Consider the following 17,718-nt stretch of genomic DNA (forward strand, 5'->3'; position numbering starts at 1 on the left):
ATGACATCACAGAACACAAAACCCGCCGATCGCAAGCGCGCGCTCCGCGTGACCGCAGCGCTGATCGGTCTTTCCGTGGCGCTCGGCGCCTGCAAACATACCGTCGTCGATCCCGCGACGACAGCCGGCGTGCCCGACGACTATCGCCAGCGCCATCCGATCGCGGTCCAGGAAGCCGACCGCTCGATCGTGGTTTTCGTCGGTCGCGGACGCGGCGGCTTGTCCGCCTCTCAGCGCGCCGACGTCATGGGCCTGGCCCAGGACTGGCTTCGCGAAGGCACCGGCGTCATCAGCGTCGACGTGCCCGTCAATACGCCGAACGCGCGGGCAGCCGAGGATTCATTGCGCGAGATCCGGGCGAGCTTTGCCGCTGCCGGCGTGCCGCCGCGCGCGATCAATGTCCGTCAGTATCATCCCGAAGATCCCAGGCACATGGCCGCGATCCGCCTCAACTATCCGAAGATCTCGGCGGTGGCCGGCCCGTGCGGCCTGTGGCCGGAGGACCTCGGACCGTCGATCCACAACAAGGGCTATTTCGACAACAAGCAGTATTACAATTTCGGCTGCTCCAACCAGCGCAACCTGGCGGCGATGGTCGACAACCCGTCCGACCTCGCGCAGCCGCGTCCCGAAACCCCAGCCTTTGCGCCGCGCCGTGGCACAGCCTTCGACAAGTATCGCAAGGGTACGACCACGGCGACCAGCTATCCCGAGAGCGACAGGGCCAAACTCAGCGATACCGGCAAATGATCACTTACTCGCGCCAGAATACAGAACCGCAGCCGGAAATCACGGCGCCGTCGACCGAGGACCACATCGCGCCGGCGCCGCGGGTGTCGGTGCAGGCGTTCTGCGAGACGGTGGAAACCGCGGCCGCCGTGCAGTCGGCGGGCGAAGACCGCCGCCTCGGCAAAGCTCATCTCAAGATCCAGATGGGCGGCATGGCCGCTGCCATCGAGGCCTACCGCTCGGCCCCGACCCCGAACGTCATCATCCTGGAGACCGAGGGCCGCAACGACATTCTCGTCGGGCTCGACCAACTCGCCTCCGTCTGCGACGCCGGAACCCGCGTGATCGTGATCGGGCGCGTCAACGACGTCATGCTCTATCGCGAACTGGTTCGCCGTGGCGTCAGCGATTACGTCATCGCCCCGGTCAGCGCCATCGACGTCGTGCGCTCGGTCTGCAACCTGTTCTCCTCGCCGGAAGCCAAGGCCGTCGGCCGCATCATCGCCGTCGTCGGCGCCAAGGGTGGTGTCGGCGCATCGACCGTCGCCCACAACGTCGCCTGGGCGATCGCGCGCGATCTGGCGCTGGATTCCGTGGTCGCCGACCTCGACCTCGCTTTCGGCACCGCAGGCCTCGACTACAACCAGGATCCGCCGCAGGGCATTGCGGACGCGGTGTTCTCGCCCGACCGGGTCGATACCGCGTTCCTCGACCGCCTGCTGGCGAAATGCACCGACCATTTGAGCCTGCTGGCGGCGCCGGCCACGCTCGACCGGGTCTACGATTTCGGCGCGGAAGCCTTCGATTCGATCTTCGATACGCTTCGCACCACGATGCCCTGCATCGTGCTCGACGTTCCCCATCAATGGTCGGGATGGACCAAGCGTGCTTTGATCGCGGCCGACGACATCCTGATCGTCGCCGCGCCCGATCTCGCCAACCTGCGCAACACCAAGAATATCTTCGACCTCCTGAAGGCATCGCGGCCGAACGATCGTGCGCCGCTCTACTGCCTCAATCAGGTCGGCATCCCGAAGCGGCCGGAGATCCCGGCCGCCGAGTTCGCCAAGGCGATCGAAAACCACCCGATCGCCACGATCCCGTTCGAGCCGCAAATCTTCGGCTCGGCCGCCAACAACGGCCAGATGATCGCGGAGCTCTCCGCAACGCATCGCACCACCGAGATGTTCCTGCAGATTGCGCAACGGCTCACGGGCCGTGGCGAGACCAAGAAGCCGAAGAGTTCGTTGCTGTCGCCTTTGATCGAGAAGTTGCGGGCCAAGAAGTAGATAGCCCGCGTGGAGTGCCATCGTGTTCGGTAAGCGTAGCGGAAATGATAGTGATACGCGGGTACTCAAGCCCGCCATTCAGGCGCCGGAGCCGGTCTCCAGCGCCGCAGCCGCGCCGCGCGAGATCGCGGCGCCGACGGTGGCTTCGCCGCCACTCGCCCCCGCAAAGCAGCAGCCCGCGGCCACTATGGAGGCGCGGCGCTCCGACAATTATTACCAGGTCAAGGCGACCATCTTCGGCGCGCTGATCGAGGCGATCGACCTTGCCCAACTCGCCAAACTCGACGGCGAGTCCGCACGCGAGGAAATCCGCGACATCGTCAACGAGATCATCGCGATCAAGAACATCGTGATGTCGATCGCCGAGCAGGAAGAGCTGCTCGACGACATCTGCAACGACGTGCTCGGTTACGGCCCGCTCGAGCCGCTATTGTCGCGCGACGACATCGCCGACATCATGGTCAACGGCGCCGGCACGGTGTTCATCGAAGTCGCCGGCAAGATTCAGAAAACCGGCATCCGCTTCCGCGACAACCAGCAGCTCCTCAACATCTGCCAGCGCATCGTCAGCCAGGTCGGCCGGCGCGTCGACGAATCCTCCCCGATCTGCGACGCCCGTCTCGCCGATGGCTCCCGCGTCAACGCCATCGTTCCGCCGCTGGCGATCGACGGGCCTGCACTCACCATTCGTAAGTTCAAGAAGGACAAGCTGACGCTCGACCAACTGGTCAAGTTCGGCGCGATCTCGCCGGAAGGCGCGGAAATCCTGCAGATCATCGGCCGGGTCCGCTGCAACGTGCTGATTTCCGGCGGCACCGGCTCCGGCAAGACCACGCTGTTGAACTGCCTGACCCAGTTCATCGAGCATGACGAGCGCGTCATCACCTGCGAGGACGCCGCCGAACTTCAACTGCAGCAGCCTCACGTGGTGCGGCTTGAAACCCGCCCGCCCAATATCGAGGGCGAAGGCCAGGTCACGATGCGCGAGCTGGTCCGCAACTGCCTGCGTATGCGCCCCGAACGCATCATCGTCGGCGAAGTCCGCGGACCCGAGGCGTTCGACCTCCTGCAGGCCATGAACACCGGCCACGACGGCTCGATGGGAACGCTGCACGCCAACAACCCGCGCGAAGCCATGTCGCGCTGCGAATCCATGATCACGATGGGCGGCTTCTCGCTGCCCTCGCGCACCATCCGCGAGATGATCTGCGCCTCGATCGACGTCATCGTGCAGGCCGCGCGCCTGCGCGACGGCTCGCGCCGCATCACCCACATCACAGAGGTGATGGGCATGGAAGGCGACACCATCATCACCCAGGACCTGTTCGTCTACGAATTGCTCGGCGAAGACGCCAACGGCAAGATCATCGGGCGGCACCGCTCGACCGGTATCGGACGGCCGCGGTTCTGGGAGCGCGCGCGGTATTACAACGAAGAGAAGCGACTTGCGGCCGCGCTCGATGCCGCCGAAGTCGTCGACAAGACGTGAGGAGGCGATGAGCATGCAAGCGCTCGCACTGGCGTTCCTCGCCGCCACCGCCATCGGCGGCCTGGCTTGGGTATTCATCTATCCGTCGCTGTCGGGCGAGAGGAAGGCCGAATCGCGCCGCGCCTCGATCGCCCGTGCCGACGCGCCGGCGCGCCAGGCCGAGAAAAGCCAGCGCTCGCGCCGCGAGCAGGTCGAAGGATCGCTCAAGGAACTCGACGCCCGGCGCAAGAAGGACAAGTCCGTTCCGCTCTCGACACGCCTCACCCAGGCCGGCCTGGGATCCTGGACGCCTCAGAAATTCTGGACCGCTTCCGGCATCCTCGCGGCAGTGGGCTTCGCGCTCGCATTCATCGTCGGCGGCTCGCTGTTGGGCGCCGCCGTGATGGCGTTCGGCGCGGGCCTCGGCCTGCCGCGCTGGCTCTTGAGCTATCTCAGGAAACGCCGCGAGAAGGCGTTTCTGAAAGCACTGCCTGACGCCGTCGACGTCATCGTGCGCGGCATCAAGGCCGGCCTGCCGCTGTTCGAATCGATCAAGGTGGTCGCCGCCGACGCGCCGGAACCACTCAAGGGCGAGTTCATGGCCATCATCGAGACCCAGACGATCGGCATGCCGCTGGGTGAGGCCTGCGCAAGGCTGTATGAGCGGATGCCGCTGCCGGAAGCCAACTTCTTCGGCATCGTGATCGCGATCCAGCAGAAGTCCGGCGGCAACCTGTCGGAAGCGCTCGGCAACCTCTCCAAGGTGCTGCGCGACCGCAAGAAGATGGCGGAGAAGATTCAGGCGATGTCGATGGAAGCCAAGGCTTCCGCAGGCATCATCGGCTCGTTGCCGCCGGTCGTGATGCTGCTGGTCTGGATTACGACCCCCGACTACATCGGGCTGCTTTGGACCCATCATCTCGGCCAGTTCATGCTGCTATGCTGCGTCGCCTGGATGACGATCGGCGTCCTGGTGATGAAGAAAATGATCAACTTCGACTTCTGACGGTGCGCCTATGATTGAGTTTCTGATCGCCAAGATGCACGACGCGCGGTTCATGACCATGCTGCTTGCCGCCATCGCGGCGAGTGCCACCGCCTATACGCTGATCATGCCACTGTTTGCCGGCGAAGGTCTTGCCAAGCGCATGAAGGCGGTCGCCAGCGAGCGCGAACGGCTCCGCCAGCGCGAGCGCGACCGCCTCAACAAATCGGAGAAGGTGTCGCTGCGCCAGACTCCGAAGCAGCTCGTTTCCAAGGTTGTGGAAGACCTGAACCTGACCAAATGGCTGGCGCAGGAAGCCGCGCGCGACAAGCTGATTATGGCCGGCTACCGCGGCCACGCGCCCTACGTCACGTTCCTGTTTGCCCGCGCGGTGACGCCGGTCGTGCTGTTTCTCGGCGCCGCCCTCTACGTCTTCGTGATCACGCAGATGGACAAGTCGCTGACGGTCAAGCTCGGCATCTGCATCGGCGCCGCCTATCTCGGGCTGCAGGCGCCGATGCTGTTCCTGAAGAACGCCATCAGCAAGCGCCAGCTCTCCATCAAGCGCGCCTTTCCCGACGCGCTCGACCTGCTGCTGATCTGCATCGAGTCCGGCATGTCGGTCGAAGTCGCCTTCCGCAAGGTCTCTACCGAGATCGCGTCGCAATCGATCGCGCTGTCGGAGGAATTCGCCCTGACCACGGCGGAATTGTCCTACCTGCAGGATCGTAAGGTGGCGTACGAGAACCTCGCCAAGCGCACCGGCCTGGAGGGCGTGAAATCGGTCTGTCTGGCGCTGATGCAGTCGGAGCGCTACGGCACCCCGCTCGGCCAGAGCCTGCGCGTGATGGCGCAGGAAAACCGCGACATGCGCATGAACGAGGCCGAGAAGAAGGCGGCGGCGCTGCCGCCGAAACTGACCGTGCCGATGATCCTGTTCTTCCTGCCATGCCTGTTCATCGTCATTCTCGGACCGACCTACATCAAGATCCAGGCGTTGCCATGAGGCGATCGGCGCGGCGGACCGGCGCTTCCCGGGCATATGTCCGGTGGTCGTCCGGCTCTGCGTCGCGTCACTACGCGCCGCGTCCGTGACACGAGAGCTTTGAGACCTGGAAACAGTCTCCGTTCCCCGGACGCTGCGCAGCGCCAAAAGCGCGTTTACGCGCGTCTTCAACGCGCTATGGCAGTGCGCTGCAGATCCGGGGCCCATGCGGCAGGTACCGGAACTCCGCCCTCATGAGTCGCGAAAGCTGGTGAGCAGTATTCGTTGAGCTGTGGATGGACAATCAGTGCTTTCGCGCGGCGATCACGGCTGCGGCGCGCGACCGCTGCGATGCTCAGTCCGGCCGGTTGAGGGCGGCGACCGGGACGGTCGCCTTGTTGCCGGGGGGACGCGAATGGTCCTTGTCCTTGCGGCTCAGCATTTCCCGCAGGTAAGCCACGTTGGCAGCCGCCTCGTCGGCGGGCAGATCGCCCTTGGCGATGGTCTCGGCTTCGGCGAAACGGCCCTGCAGGCCGACGACGAGCGCGAGGTTCTGCCGCACCCTTCCGTCGGCACGCGGATTGGAATAGGCGCGCCGCAGCGTTTCCTCGGCTTGCGGCAGCTCCCGCGTCAGCATGTAGGAGAGACCGAGATTGGACAGCACCGACGGCTCTTCCGGCACGATCTTCAGCGCACTCGCGTAATAGCGACGGGCCTCTTCGTGCTTCGCCATCTTGTCGAGCGTGGTGCCCTGCACCGAAAGAATGCGCCAGTCGGGATTGGCGGGCGTATGGGCGCGGCTAAGCACGTCGAAGGCAGCCTGCGAATTGCCGTTGTCGGCGAGCGCGCGACCATAAGCGGCGAGCAGCGTCTTGTTGCCGGGATGGGCGATGGTGGCCTGTTCGAGCACGGCAGCGGCCTGTGCCCGCTGGCCGGTGGCGCGGAGCGCCTGGCCATACCCCAGCGCCGCCTCGGCATCCTTGGGATTGGCGCGATAGCGCTCGCCATATATCTCGGCCGCGCGGCGCGGATCGTCGGGAACGGCCTGCGCCTTGGGTGACGATGAGCTCAGCGATCCCGTGATGTCGGACATGGTCTGGCAGCCGCCAAGGCCCGCGGCCAAAACCGCGGTCACCGCGGCTGAGGTCAGGAACCGGGCAAAAGACCCGGCGTGGCTGGACGATCGACGCATGGCACTTCAACTCACGGGAATGGCGGAACAAATAGAGCCGTACGAGGAAGCAATAGACTGTTAACCCTAACGGCCGGTTAATTGGCCGTGCTATGCCAGCCAGACACGCCCCAATCCCCGCGAGACATGCATGCAATCGCCGTTCGAGACCGCGCCCATCGCCCCCGCCATTCCGATTACCTTCGCCACCAAAACCACCTGGAGCGCGATCGCCAAAGACCTTCCCGAACCGGCCCGGCAGTTTGCGCTCGCCAATGATTTTACCGCCAAGCCCGGCAAGTGCCTGACGCTCCCCGCCCCCGACGGCAAGATTGCGCAGGTCGTGTTCGGGCTTGATGAAGAGACCGCCAAGTCGCGCGACCTGTTCCGGCCCGGCGCGCTGCCCGGCCTGCTGCCGCCGGGCGTCTATCGCTTCGCCAACACGCCGCACGACCTGCGCCTGGCGACGCTCGCCTTTGCACTCGGGAGCTACCGCTTCGGCCGCTATCGCAAAGCCGAAAAGCCCGAGGTCCGGCTGGTGCCGCCCGACGGCGTCGATATCACCGACATCGCGCGGATGGCGGAAGCGGCGGCGCTGGCGCGCGACCTGATCAATACGCCGTCGAACGACATGGGGCCGGAGCAACTGGCGGAAGCCGCGAAAGCATTGGCGGCGCGTTTCGGCGCCAGCTTCGACTGCGTCGTCGGCGACGACCTCGTGAAGCAGAACTTTCCGCTGATCCACGCCGTCGGCATGGCCTCGGCGCGTGCCCCGCGCCTGATCGACCTGAGCTGGGGCGATCCCGCCCACCCCAAAGTGACGCTGGTCGGCAAGGGCGTCTGCTTCGATACCGGCGGGCTCGACCTAAAGCCGTCCAGCGGCATGCTGATCATGAAAAAGGACATGGGCGGCGGCGCCAACGTGCTGGCGCTGGCGCAGATGGTGATGGATGCGAAGCTGAAGGTCCGCCTGCGCGTCCTGATCCCCGCGGTCGAGAATGCGGTCGCCGGTAACGCCTTCCGTCCGCTCGACATCTTCAAGTCGCGCAAGGGACTTAACGTGGAGATCGGCAACACCGATGCCGAAGGACGGCTGGTGCTGGCGGATGCGCTGGCCTTGGCGGACGAAGACAAACCGGATCTGTTGATTGACTTGGGCACACTGACCGGCGCGGCGCGGGTGGCGCTGGGACCGGATTTACCGCCCTTTTACACCCATGATGAGACGCTGGCCGAAAGCGTCGCAGAACATGCGAAACGGGAGAACGATCCGTTGTGGCGAATGCCGCTGTGGCCACCCTATGATTCGTGGCTAGATTCGAAGGTCGCCGACATCAACAACGCGCCGTCGGGCGGTTTTGCCGGCTCGATCACCTGCGCGCTGTTCCTGCAACGCTTCGTCACCGATGCCAAAAGCTGGCTGCATGTCGATATCTACGGCTGGACGCCTTCCGCAAAACCCGCGCGTCCCGAAGGCGGCGAATGCCAGGCCGCACGCGCGATCTACAAACTGTTGAGCGAACGCTATGCATGATCCGCGCCTGACGCCGGCACGGCCCGAAATCGCCGCGAAATATCTCGAAGGCAAGGCAAAGGCCGCGCGCTATGTGTCCGGCGAAGAATTTTGCGTGTGTGAGGCCATCGCCCCGCTGTGGGAGCGACCTGCTGCCGGCGCCATGATGCTGACGCAGGCGCTGAAGGGCGAACGCGTCACGATCTACGACCGCAACGGCGAAGGATTTGCTTGGGGCCAACTCGCGAGCGACGGCTATGTCGGCTGGATTCCGGATGCCGCGCTGGCAAAGCCAGCGGCCGTACCGACGCACAAGGTCACGGCGCTGCGGACGTTCGCGTTTCCGGGCCCTACGATCAAGCTGCCGCCGGTCGAGACGCTGACGACGGGAGCAAGAGTGACGGTGATACGCGAAGACGGCGCGTTCGCCATTACAAGCGAAGGCTGGTATCTGCCGCGTCACCATGTCGGCAACCTCGACGAAGTGGAAAAGGATTTCGTCGCGGTCGCCGAACGCTTCATCGGCACGCCCTATCTCTGGGGCGGCAAGAGCTCGCTCGGCATCGATTGCTCCGGCCTCGTCCAGGTGACGCTGAACGCCGCCGGCACCGGCTGCCCGCGCGATAGCGACATGCAAGAGGGAGGCCTCGGCCGGGCATTGAGTCCCGCCGAGATGACGAAGCTGCAGCGCGGCGATCTGATCTTCTGGAAGGGCCACGTCGCGATCGTGCGGGACGCCGACAGCATCGTGCACGCCAATGCGCATCACATGGCGACGGTGATCGAGAACACGCATGACGCGATTGCGCGGATCAAGGCGGCGGGTAGCGAGGTGACCGCGATCAAGCGGCTGTAGCCAAAAGTCCCACTGTCATCACCCGCGAAAGCGGATGATCCAGTACTCCGAGACAGTTGTGAGTGAACGAGGGGCTGCGGCGTACTGGATACCCCGCCTTCGCGCGCCTTCGCGGGGTATGACGATCGCTATTTTTGACGGCTGTTACTTGTGACGGCTGCTACTGCGGCTCCGGAACCGCCTCGATCCGGAACGCGGCTGCGAAAAGGGCGCGGGTGTAGTCGCTCTTCGGATTCTTGAACAGCTCCGCGGCCGGCCCCTCCTCCACCACCTTGCCGTGACGCATCACGATCAGATGGCTGGCCAGCGAGGCCACGACGCGCAGATCGTGCGAGATGAACATGTAGGTCAGATCGCGCTTGCGCTGCAGCTCGCGCAGCAGGTCGACCATCTGCGCCTGGAACAGCATGTCGAGCGCACTGGTCGGCTCGTCCAGCACGACAAAATTCGGCTCCAGCACCGCCGCACGCGCTATCGAGATACGCTGGCGTTGGCCGCCGGAAAATTCATGCGGATAGCGGAATCGCGTCGCCGGATCGAGACCGACGTCTGTGAGCGCCTTGACGACGCGCGTTTCACGCTCTTCACGCGACAGCGACTTCTGATGCACGCTCAGGCCTTCGGCGACGATATCGCCGACCGACATGCGCGGGCTGAGCGCGCCGAACGGATCCTGAAACACGATCTGCATGTCGCGACGGTGCGGCAGCATGGCCTTGAAGCGCAGGCCCTGGATGTTGTTGCCGAGGAACACGATTGGGCCGTCGGAGGAAATCAGCCGGAGCAGCGCGAGACCCAGCGTGGTCTTGCCCGAGCCGGATTCGCCGACGACGCCGAGCGTCTCCCCCTTGCGGACCGCGACGCTGACGCCATCCACCGCCTTGATGTGGCCGACGGTCGAGCGCAACAGCCCGCGCTTGATCGGAAACCAGACCTTGAGATTGTCGGCCGACATCACCACCGGCTCGTTGGGCCGTGGCGGCGCCGGATCGGGCTTGGGCTCGGCCGCGAGCAGCGCGCGGGTATAGGCGTGCTTCGGCGCGGTGAAGACCTGCTCGACCGGGCCCTGCTCGACGATCTTGCCCGAATTCATGACGCAGACCACGTCGGCGATGCGGCGGACGATGCCGAGGTCATGGGTGATGAACAGCATGCTCATGCCGAGCCGGGACCTGATCTCCGCGAGCAGCGCCAGGATCTGGGCCTGCACCGTGACGTCGAGCGCGGTGGTCGGCTCGTCCGCGATCAGAAGGTCCGGCTCGTTGGCGAGCGCCATCGCGATCATGACGCGCTGACGCTGGCCGCCGGACAGTTGGTGCGGATAGCTCTTCAGCCTGGTTTCGGGATCGGGAATGCCGACCTGCGTCAAGAGCTCGAGTGTGCGCGCCCGCGCCATCTGCCCGCCGATGCCTCTATGCAGCGAGAGGATTTCGCCGATCTGCGCCTCGATCGTGTGCAATGGATTGAGCGAGGTCATCGGCTCCTGGAAGATGATCGAGATGTCGTTGCCGCGGATCTCGCGCATCTCGCGTTCCGAGGCATTGAGCAGCTCTCGGCCCTTGAAATGGATGGTGCCGGAGGGATGCGACGCGGTCGGATAGGGCAGCAGTCTTAGCACCGACAACGCGCTGACCGATTTGCCGGAACCGGACTCGCCGACCAGCGCCACGCACTCGCCGCGCTTGATGGAAAACGAGACGCGGTCGACCGCAATCGTGGCGCCGCTCGGCTGGTGAAACGCCACCGAGAGATCGCGCACATCGAGCAAGGGCTGGTTGACGGCGTCCATTACGATAGCTCACGGATAAGACGAGCAATGTTTACAGAGTTCGGCAATAGCGCCACATGTCCTTCGGGTAGCTTGAGCCGCGAGTCCGCTGAAAGAATCGTACGACAACCAGCGCGGATAGCGGTCACTACGTGAATGGCGTCCGGAAGCTTGGGCATCTGGGCCATTCTTCGATACTCGGCGGTCTCAATCAGAATGTCTCGACTGACAGGCTGCAAATCAAAAAGGCAGCTCCAGACAATCAAGTCGAGATATAATCGTTTCCGCACCGCAGATGCCTTCGGCAGCACTTCTGCCAGCGTTAGTTCGCTTGTGACCCCGATGCCGCGATTGTTTCCAAACAACTCAAAAAGATCACGAAGCTGACCGGCGACGTCAGGGCTTCCCTCAACCGCATAGATGAACACATTTGCATCGAGATAGATGCGCGATTCAGTCATTCCATTCGTCTCGCTGACGGCGCAAATCCTTATCGATGTCTTCCACGGAACGGAATGGCGGCTGACGAGCTGCAAAAATCTCGTCCAGGGCTACCCTTCTTTCCGGTTGGGGCTGCTCCTCGACTATAGTCACGGTCACGATAGCGGCGGGATCAACGCCCGCACGCAAATCTTCCGGAAGCTTCGATGCCGGATAGTGCTCCTTGACGATCTTGTTCATGGTTCACCTCTATTCAGTCGAGCTTACCATAAATCTTACCGGAACGTCTTGCGCGGATCGAAGGCGTCGCGCACGCCCTCGCCGATGAAGATCAACAGCGACAGCATGATCGCGACCGAGAAGAAGCCGGTAAAACCGAGCCAGGGCGCCTGCACGTTGGACTTGCCCTGCGACAGCAGCTCGCCGAGCGATGGCGAACCCGGCGGCAGGCCGAAGCCGAGGAAGTCGAGCGCGGTCAGCGTCATCACCGAGGACGACACGATGAACGGCAGAAAGGTCATGGTCGCCACCATCGCGTTCGGCAGCAGATGCCGGAACATGATCACGCCGTTGGAGACGCCGAGCGCGCGCGCCGCCTGAATGTATTCGAAATTGCGCCCGCGCAAGAATTCCGCGCGAACCAGGCCAACCAGCGAGGTCCAGGAGAACAGCAGGAGAATGCCGAGCAGCACGAAGAAGCCGGGCACCAGCACCGATGACAGGATCAGCAGCAGATAGAGCGAGGGAATCGCGCTCCAGATTTCGATGATGCGCTGGAAGATCAGATCGGTCCAGCCGCCGAAATAGCCTTGGACGCCGCCGGCGATGACGCCGATGATCGAGGACAGGATGGTCAGCGTCAGGCCGAACAGCACCGAGATGCGAAAACCGTAGATCAGTCGCGCCACCACGTCGCGGCCCTGGTCGTCGGTACCGAGCCAGTTGTATTCGAGGTCGCTACAGCTCTTCAGGCCCTTCTTCTCCACCACGGGCTTGCACTGCTCTTCAGTCAGCATCCATGTCGGCTTCGACGGCGCCGGCGTCGGTAAATCGAGATTGTGGGTAGAGTAGGAGTAGCGGATCAAGGGCCAGATGATGGTGCCGCCTTTTTCGGCGATCAGCTTTTGCAAATAGGGATCGCGGTAGTCGGCCGCGGTTTCGAAATCGCCGCCGAAAGTGGTCTCGGAATAGCTGACGAAAGCCGGCCAATACAGTTTTCCGTCATACTTGATAAGAAACGGCCGATCGTTGGCGATCAGTTCGGCAAACAGCGAGACCATAAACAGCGCAAGGAATATCCAGAGCGACCAGTAGCCGCGGCGGTTCGCCTTGAAGTTCTGCCAGCGCCGGCGGTTCAGCGGCGACGGCGCGAACGCGTGCTGCGTGGCCGGCACAACCTCGCCAAGCGGCGACCGCGCGGTGGTTTCGACCGGTTGTGGAGCGAGCAGCGCCATCAGACTTCCCTCGCCTCAAAATCGATCCGAGGATCGATCCACATGTAGGCGAGGTCGGAGATCAGACCCACCACAAGGCCCACGAGGGAGAAGATGAACAGCGTGCCGAACACGACCGGATAGTCGCGGTTGAGCACGCTTTCGAAGCCGAGCAGCCCGAGCCCGTCGAGCGAGAAGATTGTCTCGATCAGCAGCGAGCCGGAGAAGAATGCACCAATGAACGCACCGGGAAAGCCTGCGATTACGATCAGCATGGCGTTGCGGAAGATATGGCCGTAGAGCACCTGCCCCTCGCTGCAACCCTTTGCACGCGCGGTCATGACATACTGCTTCCTGATCTCATCGAGAAACGAGTTCTTGGTCAGCAGCGTCATGGTGGCGAAGGCGCCAAGACCCATCGCGATCAAAGGCAGGGTGAGGTGCCAGAGGTAGTCGATGATCTTCCAGTACCAGGGGAATTGCGACCAGCCGTCCGAGGTCAATCCGCGCAGCGGGAACCAGTTGAAGAACGAGCCGCCGGCAAACAGGATGATCAGCAGGATCGCGAACAGGAAACCGGGGATCGCAAAGCCGACGATGATAGCGGCGGAAGTCCAGGTATCAAATCGCGTTCCGTCCGCGACCGCCTTGCGGATGCCGAGCGGGATCGAGATCAAATAGGTCAGCAGCGTCAACCAGAGGCCGAGCGATATCGAGACCGGCAGCTTCTCCTTGATCAGCTGCAACACGGTGGTATCGCGAAAGTAGCTCTTGCCGAAATCGAAGCGGGCGAAATTCCATACCATCAGCGCAAAGCGCTCATGCGCCGGCTTGTCGAAGCCGAATTGCTTTTCCAGGTTCTTGATGAAATCCGGATCGAGGCCCTGCGCGCCGCGGTATTTCGAATTGACAGCATCGGCGGAGGCGCCCGCCTGGGGCGTACGGCCGGCAAAGTCACCGGTGGAAGAGCCAGAGATGCGCGAGGAGCCGCCGGTATCGGCGCCGGAAAGCTGTGCGATCACACGTTCGACCGGGCCGCCCGGCGCGAACTGCACGACCACGAAGGAAATGAAGAGGATGCCGAGCAAGGTCGGAAACATCAAAAGGATGCGGCGGGCGATATAGGCGGTCATTATTGCTTCGCCTGCTCAAGTTTGCCGGCCTTGGCAGCGTCATACCACCAGATAACTCGCTCGCCGGAGCCCGATGCATCGATCTGATAACGCGGCAGGTTCTTCGGGCGGTCGAAGGTGTCCCAATAGGCCAGCCGATGCGTCTTGTTGTACCACTGCGGCACCCAGTAGCGGCCGGCGCGGAAAACGCGGTCGAAGGCATGGCAGGCAACCGTCAGCTCGGCGCGGGTATCCGCCGCAATGATCTTTTCGATCAGCGCGTCGATGGCGGGATTCTCTATACCGGCCAGGTTGTAAGAGCCCTTGGTTTTGGCAGCGTGCGAGGAGAAGAAGGCACGCATTGCGTCGCCCGGCGTCGTCGACATCGAGAAGCGCGTGATAGTCATGTCGAAATCGAAATCTTCCACCCTCGCGCGGTACTGCACGGCATCGACCATGCGCGGGCTCGCCTCGATGCCGAGCGTTCCCAGATTCTTGATATAGGGCGCGTGATGTGGATTCAGCGAAGGCTCATCGTACAGGAATTCGATGCGAAACACTTCGCCGCTCGGCGTCATCCGCTTGCCGTCCTTGATGACGAAGCCGGCTTCGTTGAGCAATTGCTGCGCCTTGCGCAGCATGGTGCGATCCTGCCCCGAGCCATCCGAAACCGGGGGCACGTAGGGCTGGGCGAACACTTCGTCGGGCACTTGGCCGCGGAATGGCTCGAGCAGTTTCAGCTCCTCCGGTGAGGGCGGCCCCTTCGCCATCATGTCTGAATTCTGGAATGGCGAATGCGTACGCGCATAGGCGTCGTACATAATGGTCTTGTTGGTCCACTCGAAATCGAAGGCGTTGATCAGCGCCTCGCGCACGCGGGGGTCCTTGAACTTGTCGCGGCGGGTATTGATGAACCAGCCCTGCGCGCCGGACGGCCTTTCGTCCGGTACTTGCTCGCGCTTGACGCGGCCGTCCTTGATGGCGGGGAAGTCGTAGCGCGTCGCCCAGATGCGCGCGGTGAACTCTTCGCGGAACAGGTAGTTCTTGCCGGTAAAGCCTTCGAAGGCGACGTCGCGGTCGCGATAGAATTCGTAGCGGACCACATCGTAATTGTAATAGCCGCGGCAGACCGGGAGGTTCGCCCCCCACCAGTCCTTGACGCGTTCGTACTCGATGAAACGGTTGACCTCGAACTTGCCGACCTTATAGGGCCCCGAGCCCAGCGGCGTGTCTAGCGTCGATTCATCGAAGGGCCGCGTCTCATAATATTTCTTCGAGAAGATCGGCAGGCCCGCGACATAGAGCGGCACGTCGCGCGCGCGCTTCTCGGCGAAGGTGACGATCATGGTCGCATCGTCGAGCGCCTCGGCGCCCTTGACGTCACGCATCTGCACCTGGATCAGCGGATGGCCCCTGGCCTTCAGCGTGTTGATGGACCAGGCGACGTCATGCGCCGTGATCCTCGAGCCGTCGTGAAACTTGGCCTCGGGGCGCAGCGTAAAGTGGTAGGTCAGCTTGTCCGGCGAAATTCGCACCGACTTTGCGACGAGCCCGTACATCGCATCCGGCTCGTCGCCGGCCCGCACCATCAGCGCTGAGAAGGTCAGGTCCATGCCCTGCGCGCCCTCGCCCTTGAGGATGTAGGCGTTGAGCGAATTGAAGGTCTGGTAGGACTGATTGTAGGAGCGCGTCGAGGGGATGGTCGAGAACATGCCGCCCTTGGGGGCAGAGACATTCACATAGTCGAAATTCTTGAAGTCGGCCGGATATTTCAGATCGCCGAACGCCGAGATGCCGTGCATCTCAGTGCCGTTTTCCTCTGTAGCGCGGACGGGGCCAAGCCGCAGAACGCTCAGCGCGCCTGCGCCAAGGCCGAGGACGTGCCGGCGGGAAAATTGCGCCATACGCGAAATATCCTTCAAGAGCGCTTGCTGATCCGGGTAGCCTTCTCTGCATCGTACCACCAGATGTCGGGGAAGGCCGACAAGCCATATTTTGGCATTTCCGCAGGACGGCTGAAGCGATCCCAACGCACCGTGCGCTGTTTCGGATAGGTCCACTGCGGCACGACGTAGTGATTCCACAGTAGCACCCGGTCGAGCGCTTTGGTGGCCGCAATGAGGTCTTGACGATCCGTAGCGAAGATGACGCGGTCAACCAGCTTGTCAATTGCCGGATTCTTGATTCCAACGTAATTGTCCGATCCAGGCTGGTCAGCGGACTTCGAACTCCAGTGCTCACGCTGCTCGTTGCCCGGCGACAGCGACTGGCCCCACGACGAAATCGTCAACATGTCGTAATCCCAGTTGCGAAGCCTGTTCTGATATTGGATCGCATCGACACTACGAACAGAGACCGAAATGCCGATCCGTTCCAGAGAAGGTTTGTAAAACAACGCGACGCGTTCGAAAGCCGGATCATCGGCACGCGACAACAGCTCGATTGAGAACGGCTCACCGCTTGCGACGTTGACGAGCTTTCGATCACGAACCTCGAAGCCCGCCTCCTTCATCAGCCTTAGCGCTTGCTGCAGATTGCTGCGGACCGCTTCCGGACTTCCTCCAACCGGATTGGAGTAGGCGGTCGTGAAGACCTCCTTCGGAACCTCCGCCCGCACGGACTCGAGAATCTCCAGCTCCTTTCCGGTCGGAAGCCCGGTTGCCATCAATTCGTCGATGCCGTGGAAATAGCTGCTGATCCTCGTGTATTGCCCGAAGAAGATCTGCTTGTTCATCTCTTCGAAGTCGAACGCGAAATTCAATGCCAGTCGCACGCGAGGATCGGCAAACTTGCTGCGGCGAGTGTTCGGCACAAACGCCTGCATCACCCCCGATCGCCTGTTGGGGAATTCCTCCTTCAACACTCGCTTGTCGGTCACCGCAGGAAAATCATAGGCTGTCGCCCAGTTCTTCGCGCTGTTCTCGACACGAAAATCGACCTGATCGCCTTTGAAGGCCTCAAGCGCGACCGTTGCATCTCGAAAATAGTCGTACCGGAGCTCGTCGAAATTGGCACGGCCGACATTGACCGCAAGATTGCGGCCCCAATAGTCCTTCACACGCTCAAACGTGATTGACCTGCCAGCAACAAACTCCTTCACCCGGTATTGGCCAGACCCGAGCGGCACTTCCAGGGTGGTTGTGGAGATATCGCGCTTGCGTCCCTCGCCGTCAGTTCCTTCCCACCAATGCTTGGGCAGGACATACAGCTGGCCGACGATCAGCGGGAGCTCGCGGTTGCCCGGACCATCGAAGACAAATTTCACCTCTCGGTCGTTCAACTTGTCGGTCTGTACAACGTGTCGATAGTATTGCGAAAACTGCGGATGATGCTTCTTGAAAGCTTCCAGCGAGAAGATGACGTCATCGGTGCTGACCGGCTTGCCGTCGTGCCATTTCGCCTCCGGCCGCAGGCGATAGATTACCCAAGAGAAATCGTCGGGATGGCAGACGGCCTCGGCGAGTTCGCCATACTCGGTCGAGGCCTCATCAAGCGACGCTGTCGTCAGAGTTTCATAGATGAGAGGGATCGCGCCGGCGAGCGCGCCCTTCACGCCTGCGACCACCATATTAAAATTGTCGAAGGTCCCGAAGGCAGCGTTGCGGACGGTGCCACCCTTGGGCGCGTCCGGATTAACGTAGTCAAAGCGCTTGAAGTCGGCGGGGTATTTGATGTCGCCGAACAGCGACAGGGCATGCCGAAAGACCGGCTCGCCCGCGCTCGATTGTGCGTGGGCCGACGAAATTGCCGGGATGCCTGGGGCCAGCCCCAGCGCCGGCACCATAGCGGCGGCGGCGCTGCTTTGAAGGAGGTATCGTCTGGTAATTGCCAAATGCAGAATTCCTGTTGCTGACCCAGTATCCATACCTTCGAAGTCGGTGATCTGCCCGCGGCCCCGGACACGAACTACGCAAACAACAAGGCGGAGCTAGTGAGGACCCAATATAAGGCAAGGGTTCGACGAATTA

General features: G+C 62.6%; 15 protein-coding genes. 7 read left to right on the plus strand and 8 right to left on the minus strand.

From position 1 onward, the window contains the following. From V1277_RS10860 to V1277_RS10880, 5 genes are read left to right on the plus strand one after another with little or no spacing between them, the layout of a single operon-like run. Nucleotides 1-750 (plus strand): CpaD family pilus assembly protein, encoded by a 750-nt coding sequence (locus tag V1277_RS10860; RefSeq protein ID WP_334416138.1) that lies wholly within the window; start codon nucleotides 1-3, stop codon nucleotides 748-750. Next, nucleotides 747-2,018 carry an AAA family ATPase gene (locus V1277_RS10865; protein WP_334416139.1) on the plus strand — a complete coding sequence of 424 codons (1,272 nt, stop codon included), beginning with the start codon at nucleotides 747-749 and terminating at the stop codon, nucleotides 2,016-2,018. Before V1277_RS10860 ends, V1277_RS10865 begins: the two co-directional genes overlap by 4 nt. 22 nt (nucleotides 2,019-2,040) lie before the next feature. Further along, nucleotides 2,041-3,507: a CpaF family protein gene (locus V1277_RS10870; protein WP_334372598.1), complete on the plus strand. Its 1,467-nt coding sequence runs from the start codon at nucleotides 2,041-2,043 to the stop codon at nucleotides 3,505-3,507. 7 nt (nucleotides 3,508-3,514) lie between these two features. Beyond that, nucleotides 3,515-4,492 carry a type II secretion system F family protein gene (locus V1277_RS10875; protein WP_334372597.1) on the plus strand — a complete coding sequence of 326 codons (978 nt, stop codon included), beginning with the start codon at nucleotides 3,515-3,517 and terminating at the stop codon, nucleotides 4,490-4,492. Between the two features lie 10 nt (nucleotides 4,493-4,502). Then, complete coding sequence (locus tag V1277_RS10880) at nucleotides 4,503-5,477, plus strand: type II secretion system F family protein (RefSeq protein WP_334372595.1); 975 nt, start codon at nucleotides 4,503-4,505, stop codon at nucleotides 5,475-5,477. A gap of 334 nt (nucleotides 5,478-5,811) precedes the next feature. On the opposite strand, the gene V1277_RS10885 is transcribed toward V1277_RS10880, so the two are convergent. Next, entirely contained in the window at nucleotides 5,812-6,648 is an 837-nt protein-coding gene (locus tag V1277_RS10885) for a tetratricopeptide repeat protein (protein ID WP_334416140.1), read from the minus strand. A gap of 130 nt (nucleotides 6,649-6,778) precedes the next feature. Here V1277_RS10885 and V1277_RS10890 point away from each other — a divergent pair, with 130 nt between their 5' ends. After that, on the plus strand, nucleotides 6,779-8,161 hold the full coding sequence (locus V1277_RS10890; protein WP_334416141.1) for a leucyl aminopeptidase family protein: 1,383 nt from the start codon (nucleotides 6,779-6,781) through the stop codon (nucleotides 8,159-8,161). Next, complete coding sequence (locus V1277_RS10895; RefSeq protein ID WP_334416142.1) at nucleotides 8,154-8,996, plus strand: C40 family peptidase; 843 nt, start codon at nucleotides 8,154-8,156, stop codon at nucleotides 8,994-8,996. Before V1277_RS10890 ends, V1277_RS10895 begins: the two co-directional genes overlap by 8 nt. 160 nt (nucleotides 8,997-9,156) lie before the next feature. Here the strand turns inward: V1277_RS10895 and V1277_RS10900 are convergent, their stop codons facing one another. From V1277_RS10900 to V1277_RS10930, 7 genes are read right to left on the minus strand one after another with little or no spacing between them, the layout of a single operon-like run. After that, nucleotides 9,157-10,785: an ABC transporter ATP-binding protein gene (locus V1277_RS10900; protein ID WP_334416143.1), complete on the minus strand. Its 1,629-nt coding sequence runs from the start codon at nucleotides 10,783-10,785 to the stop codon at nucleotides 9,157-9,159. Then, a complete protein-coding gene (locus V1277_RS10905) occupies nucleotides 10,785-11,225 on the minus strand; it encodes a type II toxin-antitoxin system VapC family toxin (RefSeq protein ID WP_334372587.1) in 441 nt (146 codons plus the stop codon). Before V1277_RS10905 ends, V1277_RS10900 begins: the two co-directional genes overlap by 1 nt. Beyond that, a complete protein-coding gene (locus tag V1277_RS10910; protein ID WP_334416144.1) occupies nucleotides 11,218-11,445 on the minus strand; it encodes a hypothetical protein in 228 nt (75 codons plus the stop codon). The genes V1277_RS10905 and V1277_RS10910 overlap by 8 nt, the downstream gene beginning before the upstream one ends. A 35-nt stretch (nucleotides 11,446-11,480) precedes the next feature. Beyond that, nucleotides 11,481-12,659, minus strand: a complete 1,179-nt coding sequence (locus V1277_RS10915) for an ABC transporter permease (RefSeq protein ID WP_334416145.1) — start codon at nucleotides 12,657-12,659, stop codon at nucleotides 11,481-11,483. Next, nucleotides 12,659-13,771, minus strand: a complete 1,113-nt coding sequence (locus V1277_RS10920) for a microcin C ABC transporter permease YejB (RefSeq protein ID WP_334416146.1) — start codon at nucleotides 13,769-13,771, stop codon at nucleotides 12,659-12,661. Before V1277_RS10920 ends, V1277_RS10915 begins: the two co-directional genes overlap by 1 nt. Beyond that, nucleotides 13,771-15,654, minus strand: coding sequence for an extracellular solute-binding protein (locus tag V1277_RS10925; RefSeq protein ID WP_334416147.1), 1,884 nt, complete (start codon nucleotides 15,652-15,654; stop codon nucleotides 13,771-13,773). The genes V1277_RS10920 and V1277_RS10925 overlap by 1 nt, the downstream gene beginning before the upstream one ends. 14 nt (nucleotides 15,655-15,668) lie before the next feature. Next, the gene (locus tag V1277_RS10930) at nucleotides 15,669-17,582 is read right to left on the minus strand and encodes an extracellular solute-binding protein (RefSeq protein WP_334416148.1); all 1,914 of its coding nucleotides are present in this window, start codon (nucleotides 17,580-17,582) and stop codon (nucleotides 15,669-15,671) included. Nucleotides 17,583-17,718 lie beyond the last annotated feature (136 nt).

This window comes from Bradyrhizobium sp. AZCC 1588 (assembly GCF_036924735.1).
Taxonomy (GTDB): Bacteria; Pseudomonadota; Alphaproteobacteria; order Rhizobiales; family Xanthobacteraceae; genus Bradyrhizobium.

Coding starts and splice junctions, on each gene's coding strand:
- V1277_RS10860 (WP_334416138.1), top strand. CDS start 1: ATGACATCACAGAACACAAAACCCGCCGATCGCAAGCGCGCGCTCCGC.
- V1277_RS10865 (WP_334416139.1), top strand. CDS start 747: ATGATCACTTACTCGCGCCAGAATACAGAACCGCAGCCGGAAATCACG.
- V1277_RS10875 (WP_334372597.1), top strand. CDS start 3,515: ATGAGCATGCAAGCGCTCGCACTGGCGTTCCTCGCCGCCACCGCCATC.
- V1277_RS10880 (WP_334372595.1), top strand. CDS start 4,503: ATGATTGAGTTTCTGATCGCCAAGATGCACGACGCGCGGTTCATGACC.
- V1277_RS10885 (WP_334416140.1), bottom strand. CDS start 6,648: ATGCGTCGATCGTCCAGCCACGCCGGGTCTTTTGCCCGGTTCCTGACC.
- V1277_RS10890 (WP_334416141.1), top strand. CDS start 6,779: ATGCAATCGCCGTTCGAGACCGCGCCCATCGCCCCCGCCATTCCGATT.
- V1277_RS10895 (WP_334416142.1), top strand. CDS start 8,154: ATGCATGATCCGCGCCTGACGCCGGCACGGCCCGAAATCGCCGCGAAA.
- V1277_RS10900 (WP_334416143.1), bottom strand. CDS start 10,785: ATGGACGCCGTCAACCAGCCCTTGCTCGATGTGCGCGATCTCTCGGTG.
- V1277_RS10905 (WP_334372587.1), bottom strand. CDS start 11,225: ATGACTGAATCGCGCATCTATCTCGATGCAAATGTGTTCATCTATGCG.
- V1277_RS10910 (WP_334416144.1), bottom strand. CDS start 11,445: ATGAACAAGATCGTCAAGGAGCACTATCCGGCATCGAAGCTTCCGGAA.
- V1277_RS10915 (WP_334416145.1), bottom strand. CDS start 12,659: ATGGCGCTGCTCGCTCCACAACCGGTCGAAACCACCGCGCGGTCGCCG.
- V1277_RS10920 (WP_334416146.1), bottom strand. CDS start 13,771: ATGACCGCCTATATCGCCCGCCGCATCCTTTTGATGTTTCCGACCTTG.
- V1277_RS10925 (WP_334416147.1), bottom strand. CDS start 15,654: ATGGCGCAATTTTCCCGCCGGCACGTCCTCGGCCTTGGCGCAGGCGCG.